Origin of the sequence: Pseudoalteromonas sp. S4741, from assembly GCF_005886135.1 — a bacterium.
Taxonomy (GTDB): domain Bacteria; phylum Pseudomonadota; class Gammaproteobacteria; order Enterobacterales; family Alteromonadaceae; genus Pseudoalteromonas; species Pseudoalteromonas tetraodonis.
Genome location: NZ_PNCN01000062.1, coordinates 96,671 through 114,016 on the forward strand (window position 1 = coordinate 96,671; position 17,346 = coordinate 114,016).

The 17,346-nt window shown below is 40.5% G+C and carries 18 protein-coding genes; 8 read left to right on the forward strand and 10 right to left on the reverse strand.

What is annotated here, in order from left to right; all coding sequences use genetic code 11:
- Positions 1 to 7 precede the first annotated feature (7 nt).
- The 4 genes from CWC30_RS10420 to CWC30_RS10430 form a co-directional block, all read right to left on the reverse strand.
- On the reverse strand, positions 8 to 2,278 hold the full coding sequence (locus CWC30_RS10420) for a TonB-dependent receptor (RefSeq protein ID WP_138627045.1): 2,271 nt from the start codon (positions 2,276 to 2,278) through the stop codon (positions 8 to 10).
- An 87-nt stretch (positions 2,279 to 2,365) separates the two neighbouring features.
- Positions 2,366 to 4,183 carry a hypothetical protein gene (locus CWC30_RS10425; RefSeq protein WP_349654451.1) on the reverse strand — a complete coding sequence of 606 codons (1,818 nt, stop codon included), beginning with the start codon at positions 4,181 to 4,183 and terminating at the stop codon, positions 2,366 to 2,368.
- A 219-nt stretch (positions 4,184 to 4,402) separates the two neighbouring features.
- The gene (locus CWC30_RS19130; protein WP_069439537.1) at positions 4,403 to 4,612 is read right to left on the reverse strand and encodes an NAD(P)-binding protein; all 210 of its coding nucleotides are present in this window, start codon (positions 4,610 to 4,612) and stop codon (positions 4,403 to 4,405) included.
- Between the two features lie 20 nt (positions 4,613 to 4,632).
- Positions 4,633 to 4,881 (reverse strand): hypothetical protein, encoded by a 249-nt coding sequence (locus tag CWC30_RS10430; RefSeq protein WP_069439538.1) that lies wholly within the window; start codon positions 4,879 to 4,881, stop codon positions 4,633 to 4,635.
- Between the two features lie 413 nt (positions 4,882 to 5,294).
- On the opposite strand from CWC30_RS10430, the gene CWC30_RS18395 reads away from it, so the two are divergent.
- Both CWC30_RS18395 and CWC30_RS10435 read left to right on the forward strand, forming a co-directional pair.
- The gene (locus CWC30_RS18395) at positions 5,295 to 5,462 is read left to right on the forward strand and encodes a hypothetical protein (RefSeq protein WP_007375427.1); all 168 of its coding nucleotides are present in this window, start codon (positions 5,295 to 5,297) and stop codon (positions 5,460 to 5,462) included.
- A gap of 122 nt (positions 5,463 to 5,584) precedes the next feature.
- Positions 5,585 to 6,418, forward strand: coding sequence for a transporter substrate-binding domain-containing protein (locus CWC30_RS10435; protein ID WP_069439539.1), 834 nt, complete (start codon positions 5,585 to 5,587; stop codon positions 6,416 to 6,418).
- 50 nt (positions 6,419 to 6,468) lie between these two features.
- Here CWC30_RS10435 and CWC30_RS10440 read toward each other — a convergent pair whose 3' ends face one another.
- The 5 genes from CWC30_RS10440 to rnm all read right to left on the reverse strand — a co-directional run bounded on the left by CWC30_RS10440 (position 6,469) and on the right by rnm (position 10,067).
- The gene (locus tag CWC30_RS10440) at positions 6,469 to 7,050 is read right to left on the reverse strand and encodes a YceI family protein (RefSeq protein ID WP_069439540.1); all 582 of its coding nucleotides are present in this window, start codon (positions 7,048 to 7,050) and stop codon (positions 6,469 to 6,471) included.
- A 1-nt stretch (position 7,051) separates the two neighbouring features.
- Positions 7,052 to 7,603, reverse strand: coding sequence for a cytochrome b (locus tag CWC30_RS10445; protein ID WP_024603087.1), 552 nt, complete (start codon positions 7,601 to 7,603; stop codon positions 7,052 to 7,054).
- Positions 7,604 to 7,750: 147 nt separating this feature from the next.
- On the reverse strand, positions 7,751 to 8,593 hold the full coding sequence (locus CWC30_RS10450; RefSeq protein ID WP_036982487.1) for a segregation and condensation protein A: 843 nt from the start codon (positions 8,591 to 8,593) through the stop codon (positions 7,751 to 7,753).
- Between the two features lie 2 nt (positions 8,594 to 8,595).
- The gene (locus tag CWC30_RS10455; RefSeq protein WP_013465078.1) at positions 8,596 to 9,216 is read right to left on the reverse strand and encodes an L-threonylcarbamoyladenylate synthase; all 621 of its coding nucleotides are present in this window, start codon (positions 9,214 to 9,216) and stop codon (positions 8,596 to 8,598) included.
- Entirely contained in the window at positions 9,213 to 10,067 is an 855-nt protein-coding gene (gene rnm / locus CWC30_RS10460) for an RNase RNM (protein WP_013465079.1), read from the reverse strand. Before rnm ends, CWC30_RS10455 begins: the two co-directional genes overlap by 4 nt.
- Positions 10,068 to 10,512: 445 nt before the next feature.
- Between rnm and CWC30_RS10465 the strand changes: the two genes are divergently transcribed.
- The 6 genes from CWC30_RS10465 to trpA are packed head-to-tail and all read left to right on the forward strand — an operon-like array spanning position 10,513 to position 17,100.
- Complete coding sequence (locus CWC30_RS10465; RefSeq protein WP_013465080.1) at positions 10,513 to 12,081, forward strand: anthranilate synthase component 1; 1,569 nt, start codon at positions 10,513 to 10,515, stop codon at positions 12,079 to 12,081.
- Between the two features lies 1 nt (position 12,082).
- Positions 12,083 to 12,685: an aminodeoxychorismate/anthranilate synthase component II gene (locus CWC30_RS10470; protein WP_013465081.1), complete on the forward strand. Its 603-nt coding sequence runs from the start codon at positions 12,083 to 12,085 to the stop codon at positions 12,683 to 12,685.
- A 10-nt stretch (positions 12,686 to 12,695) separates the two neighbouring features.
- On the forward strand, positions 12,696 to 13,733 hold the full coding sequence (gene trpD / locus CWC30_RS10475) for an anthranilate phosphoribosyltransferase (protein ID WP_013465082.1): 1,038 nt from the start codon (positions 12,696 to 12,698) through the stop codon (positions 13,731 to 13,733).
- Positions 13,726 to 15,090, forward strand: a complete 1,365-nt coding sequence (gene trpCF / locus CWC30_RS10480; protein WP_013465083.1) for a bifunctional indole-3-glycerol-phosphate synthase TrpC/phosphoribosylanthranilate isomerase TrpF — start codon at positions 13,726 to 13,728, stop codon at positions 15,088 to 15,090. The genes trpD and trpCF overlap by 8 nt, the downstream gene beginning before the upstream one ends.
- Before the next feature lie 7 nt (positions 15,091 to 15,097).
- On the forward strand, positions 15,098 to 16,282 hold the full coding sequence (trpB, locus tag CWC30_RS10485; RefSeq protein ID WP_010390233.1) for a tryptophan synthase subunit beta: 1,185 nt from the start codon (positions 15,098 to 15,100) through the stop codon (positions 16,280 to 16,282).
- Positions 16,279 to 17,100: a tryptophan synthase subunit alpha gene (gene trpA / locus CWC30_RS10490; protein ID WP_013465084.1), complete on the forward strand. Its 822-nt coding sequence runs from the start codon at positions 16,279 to 16,281 to the stop codon at positions 17,098 to 17,100. The genes trpB and trpA overlap by 4 nt, the downstream gene beginning before the upstream one ends.
- Positions 17,101 to 17,173: 73 nt before the next feature.
- Here the strand turns inward: trpA and CWC30_RS10495 are convergent.
- A partial coding sequence (locus tag CWC30_RS10495; protein ID WP_171034708.1) for a DJ-1/PfpI family protein occupies positions 17,174 to 17,346 on the reverse strand: 173 nt, incomplete at its 5' end.

Here is a 17,346-nt window from a genome sequence, read left to right on the forward strand (position 1 = left end):
CCTTAAATTAAAACTGATAACTAATATCCAAGCCAAAACGCCGGCCTTCACCCTTAAAATCTTCAAGCATGCCAAGAAAAGAACTTAAATCAAATTTTAAGTGACTGTATTGAGTACCAAACAGGTTTTTACCCCAAATGGCAACCCCCCAGTTATCGTGTTGATAGTGTATATTGGCGTTAAAAATACTATAGCTGTCTTGCATCGCATAGGGGTTTTGATTCTGATCAAAATAGTAATCGGATTGATAATCAACTAATAATTGAGTAGTTAGTGGGTGATTAACCACCTCAAAAGTGTATTCAATACCCGCACTGAGATTCCATTTTGAGGTAAACGGCAAACGATTATTAGTTAACGCATTCCCTAGTGGATCAACATATTCTTCAAACTCTGCATGAGGTATATAACCCATAGCAAACTTAACATTCAAATTATCGGTCAGCCAATACTCAAGATCAGCTTCTAAGCCGTAAATAATGGAGTCAGCCACATTTTCTAATAATTGAATTGGCGGGCTCTGCTCAGATGTTGAAGGCTGATTCATAAAGACTTGTTGATCATTATAATCATAATAAAATGCAGCCCAGTTAAATCGAATACCCTGCTGTGGCCACCAGGACTTTGATCCGATTTCATGTGAGTTTAACCGCTCTTTTTGATAGTCAGCGAGTTGGGCCTGTTCAACCGATGATAAAAATCCACCGTTATAGCCTCCGCTTTTGGCGCCATTAGCAAAACGATAATAGGCGTAAGTTGAATCATCGACTTTAAAGTTCACTCCTAACTGCCCTGAAATGCCATTATCTGACTGCTCTCCTTGAACACGATAAAATGGAACCTTAACCCCTGTTAAATCGTCAGCATCTATTAAAACGTTAAGCTGAGATACTGAGTCGTAGTCTAACGATTCATAAGAGTAACGAAGCCCTGCAGTGATCAACCAATCTTGGTTTAATTGATAATCGAGTTGCGTAAACGCAGCCATACTCTTTGTGTTTATTTTATTATTATAAAAAAAAGTAGCGGTTAAATCTGTCGATAAAACTCCCCGATAGTCGCGTAAAATATCATTTACATTATCTTGAACAATAGACTCATCAGCATAATATATTCCCGTCGTTAAAAAATGCTCACCCAACTGAGATTGCAATCGCAATTCTTGCGTCACCAAATCAGTATTTAACCCTAAGTTGCCCTCACATAACTGTGCGGGAGAGCCATCACAATTAAAAGCATGGTCCCGTTTTAATTTGTTATAACTGCTTAAAAAAACAAGCTCATTGTGTGTGTCTAATTGCCAATTAGCATGGGCGCTAATGCCCTTACCATCTGTTTTATGAGGCGAATTATTATTTACGCTGACTGTATAAAAATCATCACTGGCATCATTAAAGCCAAAATTATCAAAACAGCTGGTTGAACCCGCTTGTGCTGGCGAGCATCGCTCTCCTGTTAGTGGATTAGCAACAATTCCAATACTGCCAACCGGCTGTACTATGCCATCCCAATCGGCAATATGCCCTTTTATCAATAGCTGTACCGTGTCAAAATCAGCTAAAAAGGAAACTCGGCCATTCGTTTGTCGCATGCCAGCTTTCGGTGAGTCGGCAAAAATATTGTTAGTGGAATAATCATAATCTTGATGATTAAGCGCTATACGAACGGCAGTGTTTTCACTAAGTCCTGAATTAAACATAGCATCAACACTGGTCGCATTGTTATTAGCAATGCCAGTGCTTAAATAACCACTTTGTTCAAACTCAGGGCGTTTAGAGCGGATTAAAATAGCGCCCCCAGTAGAGTTGCGACCAAATAAAGTGCCTTGAGGACCACGCAAAATATCAATTTGTTCAATATCAAATAAATTAACAATTTGGTTACTTGCAGAGCCAACAGCAATGTCATCAACATACATCGCCACAGGGGATGTATTCGCCGTATTGTAATCAACTAGCCCTACACCACGAATGTTAACCGCTGGCGGTGTGCCTTCCGCTGCGTTTTGACTAATTTTTAGATTAGGCGCAAATACAGACAACTCTGTCGAATCTTTAACGTGTTGCACTTGAAGATCATTACCTTTAATGGTGCTTACAGAAATGCCAACTTCTTCAATTTTTTGCGCTCTTTTTTGCGCATAAACTTCTATGATTTCCATATTACGCGCATTCGCACTTTCATCATCTACAAGTACTTTCGCCTGCAGTGGCAGTAAAAAGCCTGGTAAGCATATCAACCCTATTTTCTTATTGAGAAGCTTGCCTTTATTTTTCATTTCTTGTGACCTTTACGCTAGACAAATGTAAACAGCATGTTTAATTATATACTAATCAATCGATAATACGGTTATATGAATAATATTTTAATGTTTGAGGGCTGCAAATGCATCTTCGCCACTAATGTGTTGTGGGTAACCCACCATTGCTCTTGCTGTTTGCATACCAGCCATGACAGCCGCTTCAACACAACCGGCATTAACGCCTGTTTTTATCCAGTCACCGGTAATAAAAAGATTGGTAAATTGTGTTTCATCAGTTGCCAGACGATATTGACTTGAGCCCGCAACTGACAAAACATAGCGCTCACTGGGATCCACATTTACTCGCCAGTATTGAGCATTTAATCGTTCATCCCCTGATAACTGAGAGCCATGCAAAACAGACCAGTCAAATTGATTATTTTGAAACGCAAGCGGCCATAAAGACTGCATATTATTTTCTAGCATACCTTTAAGATTAGCTTTTACTTGCGATTTTGCTTGAATAACAAATTGATGTTCACTTTGTGACGGGTAATAGTCACAAGGAAAAACACTGCAAAAGTAAGCAATGTTTTTAGGAGGACAATCGATAGGCCATTGCTCTTTGTCGATTAAATTCATCATCGCAGCCCATGTAACAAATGGTTCGCTAAAGCCACTGAGAATGGGGCCTTCTTTGCTAGGTGGCCTATATTGCCAACCTAATTGCTCGTCAGTCTTACTAAGCCATAATTGGGCTGCCTGCGTTGTCACCGTTTTGACTTGTTTTGCTTGAGCTGCAAAATTTGTATCCCATACTAATAACGAAGGGCATACATGCTCAAGTGAGGCAACAGATACGCCAAGAATCATCCTGTCAAAGTCATCTTTGTAGCGTAATTCTTTTATTGGCAGGGGCTGCCCAAAATGGTTTTCATATTGAGCTGGCCAGTCAGACCAAAAAGATTCTAAATTAATATTATGCTGTTTTAATAGTGCGGCTTGTTCACTATTAATTTGCGCATAAAGCGGCTCACTTGGCCAACAAGGTAGTTTTTTCACATCAACAAGTGGTTGATATTCAGCATCTGAGAGCAAAGTAACTTGTTGCTGTAACTTAATTACCTCAACAAAACGTTCACCCTGCTCATTTAGGCTGGGTTCCAGGTTTTGCAATTGATGGAAATATTCAAACTTAACCCCTCTTTTTTTTAGTAGCTCATACAGTGGAGCAAAAATGACATCGCCCATCCCCGCTTGCATTTTCCACATGACGCCACCGCGATAACACAGCGCAATACGTAACATAGCAAGTGATGCAACACCGGCTTCAACATTAGGCTTACTGATGTCTCCATCAGCGTAAGCAAATACTAAATCATAAAATCCCCGTATTGGCGCAGAGTTAGCACTGTACTGCTCATTTGCCCCATTTCTTATCAGCCACTGTCTAAAATCAAATTTGTTTATGACCCCAAACCCATCTCGATATACTTTGTCTTTGACCAGGCCAACCAACATTGCAATAGCAAGGTCTGCACAAATATATAATCGTCTAAGCTGCGCATTATTGTCTAATAACTCAATCATTTCGCTATTTAGCCAACGCTTTAGTTTTCTAACTATATACCAAATGACAAGGCCATCTTTTTTCTCTTGTACTTGGGGTTTTAATGTATTGTCAGCGTGAGCAAACTGATTTAATTTACTTATTAATAAGCTGGGAGTAGAGGCTATTTCACTCGAGTATTGTTTTATATCATCAGCAAAGTGTTGCCAAGTTTCCTCTGTATCATCAACCAAGTCCGCTATTTGTTGATGTAAATGGCGTAATAAAGACTGATCACGAGATTTTTTTGTGCTCAGTTTTATATTTTTATTGGCTTTTTTTGCGGCTAATTGTAAATCCAGTATCCACTTTTTTAGCCAAGCTAGGGTCATTTTAATAAAGTCCCATGGCGTAATATCTAAACTGCCCTCCGCAGGATTTCCAGGTAATAAAAGGAAATCTATTGGCCATGTTTGCCATTGATCATTAATATATTCTTCTAGTGCTATAAAACTATGCGGCTTTAATGCTTGTTGCCATGTAGATAAAGGTGAATCGACTGGGCATTGTAACTTAGTGTAAACCGTTTCTATTGTTTTAAAACTATTTACCTAGGCACCAAACCAAACATGTAAGCCATGCTCTTCAATACGCTGCCCACGAGCCGCATTACGACCACTTGCGCCTTTACCACCTAAACGCCAACCTTGTTGGTATACAGTAATAGTTCGATGCTGTTGCCAATCACGCTGCTCAGTTAAATACAGTGCAGCAGTCATAGCCGATACACCACCAATTATCACAATTTTTTCTTGGCCCATGATAAATCCTTCTAAGCAATTTAAATTTTAGTTGTGGCTAACTGGTCAAAATCCATTTGAACATAAAATGGTAGTGCAAACTCGCCAAGTATTTTAAAACGAATATTACCTTTAACGCCTACGTTTAGCGTTGAATCAATATATCTTTGTGATTTAGCTAATTCTATCTCAGCAAAAAAGCCATACATATTCGCAATGTGCATACGACAAGGCGGCTTTGCTATTGGATCAGATAAAAAATGTTGATATGGCGTAGATAGTGAGCTCATTTGACCCCCTCAGTTAAAAACTGAGTATAGTCAGATATATTCTGGTCTGTTGACCTTTGCAAATTAATATTTATGGCTATATGCGAATTCCACTCGATTCAAAGTATTTTAATAAATTACTTGCAAAGTAAAATGTTGTGAAGTAGTATCGCTGCTTGGCTATAAAAAGCCCTAGCGGTTAACCTCTTTACCCTGATCCAGTAAGCCCCGCAAAACGTATATTCAAAAGCTAAGTTATTGTACGGCGAGAACCCCTATTAATACCTTGATGATTTATTTTTAATATCATCGTAAAAGTGTCATAAAGATCGTCAACACTGTAATGAAGCTAAACACAATGTGATTATTTATCATCTGTAATGTGCTTTAAGAAAAAGCCCAGAATAAATAACAAAAATAAAGTGAGTTTTATTATGTCATACAAATATAACGGATCTATGATCCAAATAGCACATCCAGTGCAATCAATTTCGGTTAACAAACATCGTGTAATCTTTAGCGATACACAAGGTTTGAAAAATGCATTGTTTCAAAAAGCAAGTGATGCACGTCAATTTGTAAAGTGGCTCAAAGCCAGCTAATTATCATTGATAAGTTAAACACTTATAAATAAATCTAAATGCCAGCGTGAAGCTGGCATTTTACTTTTTGGTGTATTATTGACTACACTTAAATCCTTGTTTATTTATTCGTTGTAGTGCCAATGCGGTTTTCGTGGTTAATACTGTTAGTCTGTGTATTTTTAAGCACAAAGTGTAATGCCAGAACAATAAAATGGTTAACACATGATTTTGCGCCCTACTACATTATAAGCGGGCCCAACAAATCCCAAGGTCGTGACGAAAGTATTATTTCGCTTTTAGAACAACAGCTGCCGCATATTACCTTTGAAAAAGTGATCATCCCCTCAGGTAAAGTGATTCAGGAACTCGCAAACCTGCAGTCTAATGCCTGTGCTTTGTCGCTCTATAAGAATAAATACCGCGAAGAGCGTGTTTATTTCACACATCAAAGCTCTACAGCAGGGCTTTCGCCATCAATTGCCATGCATACCAAGCTAAGTAGTGCGCTTGAGATTGAAGACGCAAAACCGGTGTCATTAACCAATTTATTAGTTAATAAAAAGCTTACCTTAGGTGTATCTATGAATCGCTCCTATGGCAGTGAAATTGATAAAATAATCAACACCACACCCGGTATAAATCTGATCATTCGGCCAACCCGCGATTCCCTCAGTACGTTAACATATATGCTTAACCTTAAAAGAATTGATATTTTATTAGGTTACCCAAGTGAACATTATTATTTAGCAAAAACAATGGGCTTTACTGATAATTTAACCCAGCGGGTGCTCACTGAAGCACCAGAAATAAGTTACGGTTACATTGGCTGTACTAAAAACGAGCAAGGTGCAGAGGATATTGCTACGCTTAATCAACAACTCAAACTGATTAAGCAGACTGAAGACTATAAACAGATATTAACTCGGTGGTTACCAAGTCATTTCAAACCCAAATTAGAAGCGCATTTACAATAATAAAAAGCTAAGCGTGTTACTAATTAACGCTTAGCTTTTTTAAAATAGTCTTACTGGCGAACACCTTCAATAAATAAACCAATATCAACATGGGTAGATGCTGGGCCTAAGTTATAGTCAATACCGTAGTCGGCCAGTTTTAAGCTAGTTTCTCCTTCAAAACCAACACGGTAACCACCCCATGGATCTTTACCTTCACCAATTTTATCTATTTCAAAGGTAATTGTCTTCGTAACACCGTGTAGAGTAAAGTCACCGGTTACTGTGGCTTCTTCACCGTCTTCGTCAAACTTAATCGCTGTACTCTTAAAGCTTGCCTGTGGGTATTTGCTTACATTTAAAAAGTCACTACCACGTAAGTGTTTATCACGTTCTGCGTGATTTGAATCTAGGCTTGCCGTATCAATATTTACACTAATTTGAGACGCATTTGGATTTTTAGCATCGTAGTTAAATTTGCCGTCAAAGGAATTAAAACGCCCGTGCAGCCAGCTATAGCCTAAATGTTTAATCTTAAAGTTTACAAAAGCATGCGCACCTTTTGTGTCAATAACATAATCTGCGGCATTCGCAGTGGTCGCTGTCATAAACATCGCTGCTGATAACGCTGAAGTTAAAAATAATTTTTTCATTTTAATCATCCTTTTGTAATGTGATCATTCTAATTAATGTTTTATCTTTATCGATAAAGTGATGTTTTAGCGCACCTAACACGTGCAATACTACAAATCCAATTAATAAACATGCGCTATAGAAATGGATTTGCCCAGCTATATCAGCCTGAGAATCAAACGCAAAGTCGATAGCTTTTACATAAAAAAAGCCAAATACTTCTATGGGTCGTCCATCAGCCGTCGAAATTAAATACCCTGACACCATAATGATCAGTAAAAACAGATACATTAAAATATGTGCTGTTTGGGCTAATTGATTTAACTGCTTGTTACTGCCAATCGGACTTGGTTTAACACTAAAGTGTCGCCATAACAGCCTAAAAACAAAAACCGCTGCTAAGCTAAGGCCAATGCTTTTGTGTAGGTCTAATGATCCTTTATACCAACTATCATAATAAGTCAGCTCAACCATATATAAACCTAAACCAAACAGACCAAACACGGTCAGCGCCATTAGCCAGTGTAAAAATATAGCCACCACGCCATAGCTGGTTTTTGAGTTTTTAAACATTCCCTACTGCCAATCTCTTATTTAGTAATAACACTACGATATAATGATTAAGTGGTGATTAAAATAGCATATGTAAACACTTATCGTGCGTATACGCACAGTAAATGATATAAGGTTAGTATAATTGCAAATAACGTTGAGAAGGAATTAGCTAGCAGCTGACTCGTTAAGAGACACGTATATTTGGCTATTAGGTTCAACCTGTAAGCAGGCAATCAGGCCCTCTTTTATTAGTTCTAACATAGCGATAAAACTAACAACAACCCCACTGCGTCCCTCTTCAAAGGTAAATAGTTGAGTAAACGCAACCGGCGTTTTTGATTGGGATAAGGTATTTAAAATCAAGCTCATGCGCTCACGCGTTGAAAGGCTTTCAGCGCTAATTAAATGATGCTCGAATGTTTTTGCACGCGCCATGACATCGCTTAGCGCTAACAATAAATCTTTAATTGCCAGTTCAGGTAATGGCTGGTTTTTTTCTGCTAGTTCTGGCACGCTTGCCTGCGCTATAAAGATATCGCGGCCAACACGAGGTAGGCTGTCTATATTTTCGGCCGCTTTTTTAAATTGTTCGTACTCTTGTAAGCGTTTTATAAGTTCGGCGCGGGGATCGTCTTCTTCTTCTAACTCTTCATGAACAGGCAGTAACAGCCTAGATTTAATTTGGGCCAGCAATGCCGCCATTACTAAATATTCACCCGCGAGTTCTAGCTGGAACTCGCTCATCATTTCTACATATTTTACATACTGCTCAGTAATGCTAAAAATAGACAACTCAAGAACATCTAGCTTATGCTTTTTAATTAGATAAAGCAGCAGATCCAAAGGCCCTTCAAAGGTTTCTAAAATAACTTCAAGCGCATCAGGCGGGATATATAAATCTTCGGGTTTATCAACAACGGCTTTACCATGTAAAAAAGCCAGAGGCAGCTTTTGCTGCACTGGCATATCAGGTGTTGGCGTTGATGATAGCGTCTCAGACTGTTTCATTGTTATTCAAATGGCGTTGTATCACCGCAACCAACACGAAGAATTTGAATATCATCTTCTGATAAATCAATCACTGTGGTCGCCTGCTCAGGTAAATACCCACCATGAATAATTAAATCCACATGTTTATCAAGGCGCTCTAAAATGTCATCGGGATCAGCTTGAGTAAACTCTTCGCCCGGTAAAATAAGTGAGCACGACATTAAGGGCTCACCCAGCTCAGCTAATAAAGCACACGCTATTGGGTGCTCTATAACACGTATGCCTATGGTTTTTTTCTTGTCGTTTAATAACCGCTTAGGCACTTCTTTTGTACCTTTAAAAATAAACGTGTAAGGCCCTGGGGTATTATTTTTAATAAGCCTAAACATTTGGTTATCAACACGCGCATAAGTAGACAGCTCAGATAAATCACGGCATACCAAAGTAAAATTGTGATGTTTTTCAATACCACGAATACGTTCAATGCGCTCTTTAGCTTGCTTATTACCTAAATTACAGCCTATCGCGTATCCTGAATCTGTAGGATACACAACTACGCCGCCTTGTTTAATAATATCAACAGCTTGAGAAATTAATCTAGGCTGTGGATTATCTGGATGTATATGAAATAATTGACTCATAATGCAACTCCTTCGTGCTTTTCCCATGTTTGCCAAACCCCTTGGCAATCTTTAGGTAAGTATAAATTTTTTCCAAGTTCTAAATAGCTAGTCGGAAAATGAAAATCAGAGCCTTGTGAGCAAAGTAGCTCGTATTCTTGGCTCAATAGCCCTAAAAACTGACGTTCACTTGGCGCCTGCTGCGGCTGAGCAACTTCCATTGCATCTCCGCCTACTGATTTAAATTCCACTAACAATTTACGTAGCCACTTGTTCGACATTTTATAGCTACTTGGGTGCGCTAAAACGGCCACCCCACCTGCGGCATGAATCGCCGCAATAGCTGTTTGCATATCACACCAATTACTTGGCACGTAACCGGTTTTACCTCGCCCTAAATACTTTTTAAATACCCCAGGAAAGTTTTTAGCTACACCACGCTCAATCAATGCTCTGGCAAAGTGAGCGCGAGTAATTTGTGCATTTTCGGCCAGCTCGCGAGCTTGTTGGTAAATACCATCGAATCCGTTTTTATTTAGTCGATGGCCAATCTCTATTGCGCGAGTTTCACGTTTTTGCTGCTGCTCGCTCAGTAATGTATGCAAGGTACTATCGTTGGTATCAATATTTAGTCCAACAATATGAATTTCAAAACTTTCCCACTTGGTTGATATTTCAACCCCATTAATAAGTCTAAGCGGCAAGTTTTCACGTTTGATAAAAGCCTGTGCAGGTTCAATAGCAGCCACCGTATCGTGATCGGTAATAGCAAATACATCAATATTTTTATCGACTGCTCGCGCTAATAATTCCTCAACGGTTAAGTGGCCGTCTGAGTGCGTGGTGTGACTATGTAGGTCGTATTTTATCAAATGAAAACTACTTAAATTTAGGGTTTAACGGTGTTTCACCCAGTATAACAAGTTTTTTAACTAAATTGTTTTAAATAAACACTTGACACAAAAGCAGTTGATACGTTTTACTGTAGCCACTTTTAGACATTAAAGAATTAACAACAATGAAAAATACAATTCACAACATCATTTGGTGGTGGCACTCTTAAAATCAAGGGTGATGAATTGTCGTGTCTAAACAAAAAATTCTAACCCGCTACCATGCGGGTTTTTTTATCACTAAATTTTGCAATACAAGATTAACAGGAATTAAAAACATGAATAACGTAAATACTCTTACACATCATTGGTGGTGGCGCCTGGCATAGCGGGACGGTAATGGTCTATCTATAATTTAGACATCGTTATTCAAACCCCGCACTGCTTAGCATTGCGGGGTTTTACTTTTTTTAGGGGATGAGGTTTGATTTTTAGTCATATAACAACAACACCAGGTGAAGTGACCAGCATAACGCAAGTACGAGACTACATAAGTAGCCCACTTGCATTGTATGCCGCACTTGATAAACCTAACTCACTATTACTTGAATCTGCAGAGATAGATTCTAAAGATAGCGTAAAAAGCTTAATACTCGTTGATTGTGCACTGCGTATTGTCTGCCAAGGCAATCAAGTGAGCGTAACAGCACAATCAAATAATGGTCAGCAGTTACTCAGTTATTTACAAGCTAATGTAAAAAACTGCGCATCACAGTTATCCGATACCACATTAACACTGGAGTATCACCCAGTAGATGACACCATTGACCAAGCCAGTAAGCTGATTGCAGATAACGCTTTTAGTGCATTACGCAGCTGTTTAAATAGCATTAAAAGTACCACCAACAATCCATTCTCGGTGTTTTTAGGCGGCGTATTTGCCTACGACATGGTGGCTAATTTTGAACAACTCACCGATGTACCCGACGGGGAAAACACCTGTCCAGACTATGTTTTTTATTTAGCAGAAACACTGGTTGTTATTGATCATCAAAAACAAACAACGGAATTAATTGGTAACGTATTTAATGGCCCTGATGTACATGCAAACTGCTTTGAAGTAGGCAAACAATTAGAGCGTTTGAATACATTATGCGACCATGCTGCTGACTTTAACGCACCAAGCCAAACTGGCGACTGCCCAGTGAGTGTTGATATTAGTGATGAGCAATACTGCCAGCAAGTAATTAAGCTCAAGCAACACATAGTCGATGGCGATATTTTTCAAGTGGTGCCTTCTCGTACCTTCTCACTACCCTGTCCTGACTCTTTACATGCCTACAGCCAGCTAAAAAAACAAAACCCTAGTCCGTACATGTTTTATATGCGCGATGAAGATTTCTCATTATTTGGCGCATCTCCTGAGTCCGCGCTTAAATACGAAGTTCAATCTCAACAGGTCGAGGTTTATCCGATTGCCGGCACACGCCCTCGCGGCAAATTTGCTAATGGACAAATCAACCCTGATTTAGATAGCCGTATTGAGCTTGAGCTTAGAAACGATCAAAAAGAACGTGCAGAGCATTTAATGCTGGTTGATTTAGCGCGTAATGATGTGGCCCGCATTAGCGTGCCGGGTACGCGCCATGCCAAAGAGCTATTAAAAGTAGACCGTTACTCACAAGTAATGCACTTAGTGTCGCGCGTGGTGGGGAAATTAAAACCCGAACTAGATGCCCTACATGCTTATCAAGCCTGCATGAACATGGGCACATTAGTGGGCGCGCCAAAGGTAAGAGCTGCAGAGCTTGTGCGCCAAACCGAAGGAAAACGCCGCGGCAGTTATGGCGGTGCAGTTGGCTATTTAACTGGTGATGGTGCAATGGACAGCTGTATTGTTATTCGTGCAGCCTTTGTTAAAAATAATATTGCTTATGTGCAAGCTGGCGCTGGGGTTGTATTTGATTCAGACCCAATGTCAGAGGCTAACGAAACCCGCGCTAAAGCACAGGCGGTGATCACCGCGATTAAATCGACATATGAGGCTGTATAAAATGAGTGAAGCACACCCTATTAAAATTTACTTTTTAGATAACTTTGACTCATTTAGCTACAACCTTGTTGATGAACTAACAATGCTAGGTGCTGAGTTAGTTGTTTACAGAAATAACATTAGCGCTGAAGTAATATTCAATAAAATGCAGGCAGAGCACAAGCAGGTATTACTGGTTTTATCTCCAGGCCCAGGGGCACCGAGTGATGCGGGCTGCCTAATGGAATTAATTAGCTTGTGCAAAGGTAAATTTCCAATGCTAGGCATTTGTTTAGGCCAACAAGCACTGACACAAAGTTACGGCGGAGTAATCGGTCATGCTGGTGAAACCGTACATGGTAAATCATCAATTATTGAGTTAGACGATCATCCGGTGTTTAATGGGATGGGTAGCACTATGCCAGTGGCGCGTTATCACTCATTAATGGCCACAAAAGTACCTGATAACTTAGCGGTTATTGCAAAGTATCAAGATATTCCAATGGCTATTTATCATCATCAAGATACTGCGCTGGGTTATCAATTCCACCCAGAATCTATTTTAACGCCCAATGGCGCTATGCTGCTGCAGCAAAGCGTTGCCTATTTAACGCGTGCCAAATAAAGGGAACATTATGACTACACAATTACAAAACTCGCTTAATGTTCAACAGGCTATTGAGCACGTTATTGCCAAGCAATCATTGAGCTATGCACAAGCAAAAACACTTTTTGATCAAATAATGCAAGGGAATATGAGCGATATTGAGCTCTCTGCACTGTTAATTAGCCTTAAAATGAAAGGTGAAATAAGCGATGAAATCGCTGGTGCTGCGGCCTCAATGCGTGAAAACGCCGTGGCATTTACAACCATTAAAACTCAACTTGCCGATAGCTGTGGTACCGGTGGCGATGGTTCAAACACTATCAATATCAGTACAACCGCGGCAATTGTGGCAGCCGCTGCCGGTGTTAATATGGTAAAACATGGCAATCGCAGTGTATCGAGTAACTCAGGGTCTGCTGATTTACTCAAAGCCTTGGGGATCAATATTGATATGACTCCCACACAAGCGGCTAAATGCCTTGAACATACAAATTTTACCTTTTTATTTGCACCGCACTATCACAGCGGCGTGCGCCATGCGATGAACGTACGAACCACTTTAAAAACCCGTACTATTTTTAATATTCTTGGGCCGCTAGCTAATCCCGCTGCTCCAGATGTTCAATTACTGGGGGTATACGATGAATCTTTGTGCCTACCTATGGCGCAAACTCTTCATACTCTGGGCACTAAACGCGCTATGATAGTTCACGGGTCTGGCACCGACGAAATTGCCTTGCATGGCCCAACACAGGTTGTTGAGCTGAATAACGGCAAAATCACCCAATACACGCTCAACCCTAGTGATTTTGACTTTGCAAACTATTCACTTGAACAATTAGCCGGTGAAGGCCCACAATACAATGCTAACGCCAGCCTTGCCATTTTACAGGGCAAAGGTAGCGAGGCACATAACGCCGCTATTATTGTTAACGTTGCTGCATTGCTGTACTTAACTGGCCAAGCACAATCGTTAAAACAAGGTGCACAAATAACACACTCATTATTACGTTCAGGCAAGGCCATGGACACACTAAATGCAATTATTGAGGTAAGTCATGGCTAATGTATTAGATAAAATTATTGCCGATAAAAAAATAGAACTCATTGAACGCAAAGCAGCGCGCCCACTTGAGAGCTTTAAGCATCAAGCTAAACCCACCACACGTAGCTTTTATCAAGCGTTAGCGGCACCTGGCACGCAGTTTATTTTAGAGTGCAAAAAGGCATCGCCTTCTAAAGGGTTAATTCGTCAGCCGTTTGATTTAACAGAAATCACCCAAGCGTATAAGCAGTATGCCACTTGTATGAGTGTATTAACTGACGAAAAGTACTTTCAGGGTAGCTTTGATTACCTTGCGTTTGTGCGCAGCCAAGTAGAGCAGCCACTTATTTGTAAAGACTTTTTTATTGATGAATACCAAGTTTACATGGCACGTATTTATGGTGGTGACGCTATTTTACTGATGCTATCAGTGCTTGACGATGAGCAGTATAAAGCGCTGCATGCCGTCGCCGACTCGTTAAATATGTCGGTACTAACTGAGGTGAGTAACGAAGAAGAAGTGCATCGTGCACTAGCACTCAATGCACAAATAATTGGGATTAATAATCGTGACTTGCGCGATTTAAGCACTGACTTAGCCACAACCGAGCGACTACGTAAGCTTATTCCTAACGATAAAGTGGTTATTTCAGAGTCAGGTATTTATACCCATCAAGATGTAAAGCGTTTAGCGCCTTTATGTAATGGATTCTTAATTGGCAGCTCATTAATGGCTGAGGCTGATTTATTACAAGCGTGTCGCCACGTAATCCTAGGCGAAAACAAAGTCTGTGGATTAACCCGTAATCAAGATGCCATTGCGGCTTACAACAACGGTGCCCTTTATGGCGGATTAATTTTTTATCCAAAATCACCGCGCTTTGTCGATTTAGATTGCGCCAAAGAAATCAGCCAAAGTGCCCCTTTAAAATTTGTTGGGGTGTTTGTTAATGCCGCCATAGCAGAGGTTACTGAGCACGCTAAACAACTAAAACTGTCTGCTGTTCAATTACATGGACAAGAAGATGAACATTACATTGCATCGTTACGTAATGAACTACCACGTCATTGTGAAATATGGAAAGCACAGGCCATCAAAGATGCTTTGCCTCAACCGATTATAGGAGCCGATCGCCATTTATACGACACTCACAGTGATTCACAGGCTGGCGGCACAGGCAAAACATTTGATTGGTCGGTACTTCGCGATACCACGACCCCATTTATGCTTGCTGGCGGCTTAAACCCAGACAATATTAGCGATGCACTTTTTCAAGGTGCTCTTGGGCTTGATTTAAATTCAGGTGTTGAAGAGTCTCCAGGTAAAAAGTGTGCAAACAAACTACATCATGCTTTTACAAGTATCAGAAATTATTGAGGTTAAAATGCAAAATCCAGCTTATTTTGGCGAGTTTGGCGGTATGTTTGTACCCGAACTGCTTGTCCCTGCGCTTAAGCAGTTAGAAAACGAATTTAATAAAGCACAAAAAGATCCTGAATTTCAGGCAGAACTAAGTAAATTACTTAACGAGTATGCAGGTCGTCCTACCCCGCTTACTTTAACGCGTAACTTAGTTAAAAACCCAAAAGTAAAACTGTACTTAAAGCGTGAAGATTTACTCCACGGTGGTGCGCACAAAACAAACCAAGTTTTAGGCCAAGCTCTGCTTACCAAACGTATGGGTAAAAAAGAAGTCATAGCTGAAACAGGCGCCGGCCAGCACGGCGTTGCAACGGCACTTGCCTGTGCGTTACTTGGACTAAAATGCCGCATTTATATGGGTGCAAAAGATGTTGAACGCCAACAACCAAATGTATTTAGAATGAAACTCATGGGCGCTGAAGTTATTCCGGTAACCGCAGGCTCGGGTACATTAAAAGATGCGGTTAACGAGGCATTGCGTGATTGGTCTGCCAATTATCAAGAGGCTCATTACCTTTTAGGTACTGCAGCAGGTCCTCACCCATTCCCGACTATTGTACGTGAATATCAAAAAATTATTGGTGAAGAAGCAAAACAACAAGTACTTAAAGCCGAAGGCCGTTTGCCTGATGCGGTTATTGCGTGTGTAGGCGGTGGGTCTAACGCAATTGGTATGTTTACCGATTTTATTGATGAGCCAAGCGTTAAACTCATTGGCGTTGAACCTGCAGGTAAAGGGTTAGACACGCACGAACATGGCGCAACTATCTGTAAAGGAACAAAAGGTATTTTGCACGGTACTTACACTTATATTATGCAAAATACAGATGGCCAAATTGAAGAGTCTTACTCTGTATCGGCGGGACTAGATTACCCCGCAGTTGGCCCTCAACATGCCTTTTTGCACGAAACTGGCCGTGCTCAATATGTCGGTATTACCGACACCAAAGCACTTGATGCCTTTCAAGCATTAGCTAAACACGAAGGGATTATTCCTGCGCTTGAATCAAGTCATGCGCTAGCCTATGCCCTCGAATATGCAGAAGAGCAAACGCAAGACAGTATCATTGTTATTAATTTAAGTGGTCGTGGAGACAAAGACTTAGCCCACGTACACAAGGTATTATCAGAGGAAGGTCAACTATGAGCCACGTAAAAACTGACCGTTATGGACAAATGTTTGCCGCGCTTAAAGAGCAAAACCAGGGTGCTTTTGTACCGTTTGTAACCATTGGCGATCCAGGTAAAGCGCAAAGCATCGAAATTATTAAAAGCTTAATTGATGGCGGCGCTGACGGGCTTGAATTAGGTATTCCGTTTTCCGACCCGATTGCCGATGGCCCTGTCATTCAAAAAGCCAATATTCGTGCCTTAAACGTGCATATTAATACGCAAGACTGCTTTGATATTATTAAAGAGATCCGTGAATATAACGCCGACATTCCAATTGGTTTGTTATTGTATTCAAACTTAATATTTAAACGTGGCTTAGAAAAGTTTTACACCGATGCAAAAGCAGTGGGTGTTGACTCTATTTTAGTGGCTGATGTGCCATTACATGAGTCTAAAATGTTTAGAAAAGCCGCCATGGCCAATGGTATAGACCCGATTTTTATCGCTACACCGAACGCCAGTGACGATACCCTGCGTGAATGTGCATCATACGGCCGTGGCTACACCTACTTGCTTTCTCGTGCTGGGGTAACAGGTACAGACACCAAAGCACAAATGCCAGCAACCCATGTGGTTACGCGCTTACAAGAGTACCACAGTGCACCTGCATTATTAGGCTTTGGTATTTCAACGCCTGAAGATGTAAAAGCGGCACTTAAAGCCGGTGCTGCGGGTGCTATTTCGGGCTCTGCTGTGGTAAAAATTATTGAAGCAAACTTAGATGATTTAGATGCGATGACCTCGCAGCTAAAAACATTTGTAAGCGATATGAAAGCCGCTACTGCGCTTTAATAGCGAGCTGTGTTTTATCATTATCAATAAAAAAGGGCATGTAATATGCCCTTTTCTATTTAAAAGCCCAGAACTAGTGCGCTTGGTGCTTACCTTCGAGTATTTCTTCAATAAATTTTGCATTAAATGCATCTAAATCTGCAGGGCTGCGGCTAGTGACTAAGCCGTTATCAACACACACCTCTTGCTCTACCCAATGAGCTCCGGCGTTAATTAAATCGCTTTTAATACTAGGGTCTGTTGACC

What these genes read in the sequence shown, in the direction of transcription:
- trpD (WP_013465082.1), top strand. Translation starts at nt 12,696, where the DNA reads ATGACTACACAATTACAAAACTCGCTTAATGTTCAACAGGCTATTGAG.
- CWC30_RS10425 (WP_349654451.1), bottom strand. Translation starts at nt 4,183, where the DNA reads ATGACCCTAGCTTGGCTAAAAAAGTGGATACTGGATTTACAATTAGCC.
- trpB (WP_010390233.1), top strand. Translation starts at nt 15,098, where the DNA reads ATGCAAAATCCAGCTTATTTTGGCGAGTTTGGCGGTATGTTTGTACCC.
- CWC30_RS10470 (WP_013465081.1), top strand. Translation starts at nt 12,083, where the DNA reads ATGAGTGAAGCACACCCTATTAAAATTTACTTTTTAGATAACTTTGAC.
- CWC30_RS10435 (WP_069439539.1), top strand. Translation starts at nt 5,585, where the DNA reads ATGCGGTTTTCGTGGTTAATACTGTTAGTCTGTGTATTTTTAAGCACA.
- CWC30_RS10420 (WP_138627045.1), bottom strand. Translation starts at nt 2,278, where the DNA reads ATGAAAAATAAAGGCAAGCTTCTCAATAAGAAAATAGGGTTGATATGC.
- CWC30_RS10445 (WP_024603087.1), bottom strand. Translation starts at nt 7,603, where the DNA reads ATGTTTAAAAACTCAAAAACCAGCTATGGCGTGGTGGCTATATTTTTA.
- CWC30_RS18395 (WP_007375427.1), top strand. Translation starts at nt 5,295, where the DNA reads ATGTCATACAAATATAACGGATCTATGATCCAAATAGCACATCCAGTG.
- CWC30_RS19130 (WP_069439537.1), bottom strand. Translation starts at nt 4,612, where the DNA reads ATGGGCCAAGAAAAAATTGTGATAATTGGTGGTGTATCGGCTATGACT.
- CWC30_RS10440 (WP_069439540.1), bottom strand. Translation starts at nt 7,050, where the DNA reads ATGAAAAAATTATTTTTAACTTCAGCGTTATCAGCAGCGATGTTTATG.
- trpA (WP_013465084.1), top strand. Translation starts at nt 16,279, where the DNA reads ATGAGCCACGTAAAAACTGACCGTTATGGACAAATGTTTGCCGCGCTT.
- CWC30_RS10430 (WP_069439538.1), bottom strand. Translation starts at nt 4,881, where the DNA reads ATGAGCTCACTATCTACGCCATATCAACATTTTTTATCTGATCCAATA.
- trpCF (WP_013465083.1), top strand. Translation starts at nt 13,726, where the DNA reads ATGGCTAATGTATTAGATAAAATTATTGCCGATAAAAAAATAGAACTC.
- CWC30_RS10450 (WP_036982487.1), bottom strand. Translation starts at nt 8,593, where the DNA reads ATGAAACAGTCTGAGACGCTATCATCAACGCCAACACCTGATATGCCA.
- CWC30_RS10455 (WP_013465078.1), bottom strand. Translation starts at nt 9,216, where the DNA reads ATGAGTCAATTATTTCATATACATCCAGATAATCCACAGCCTAGATTA.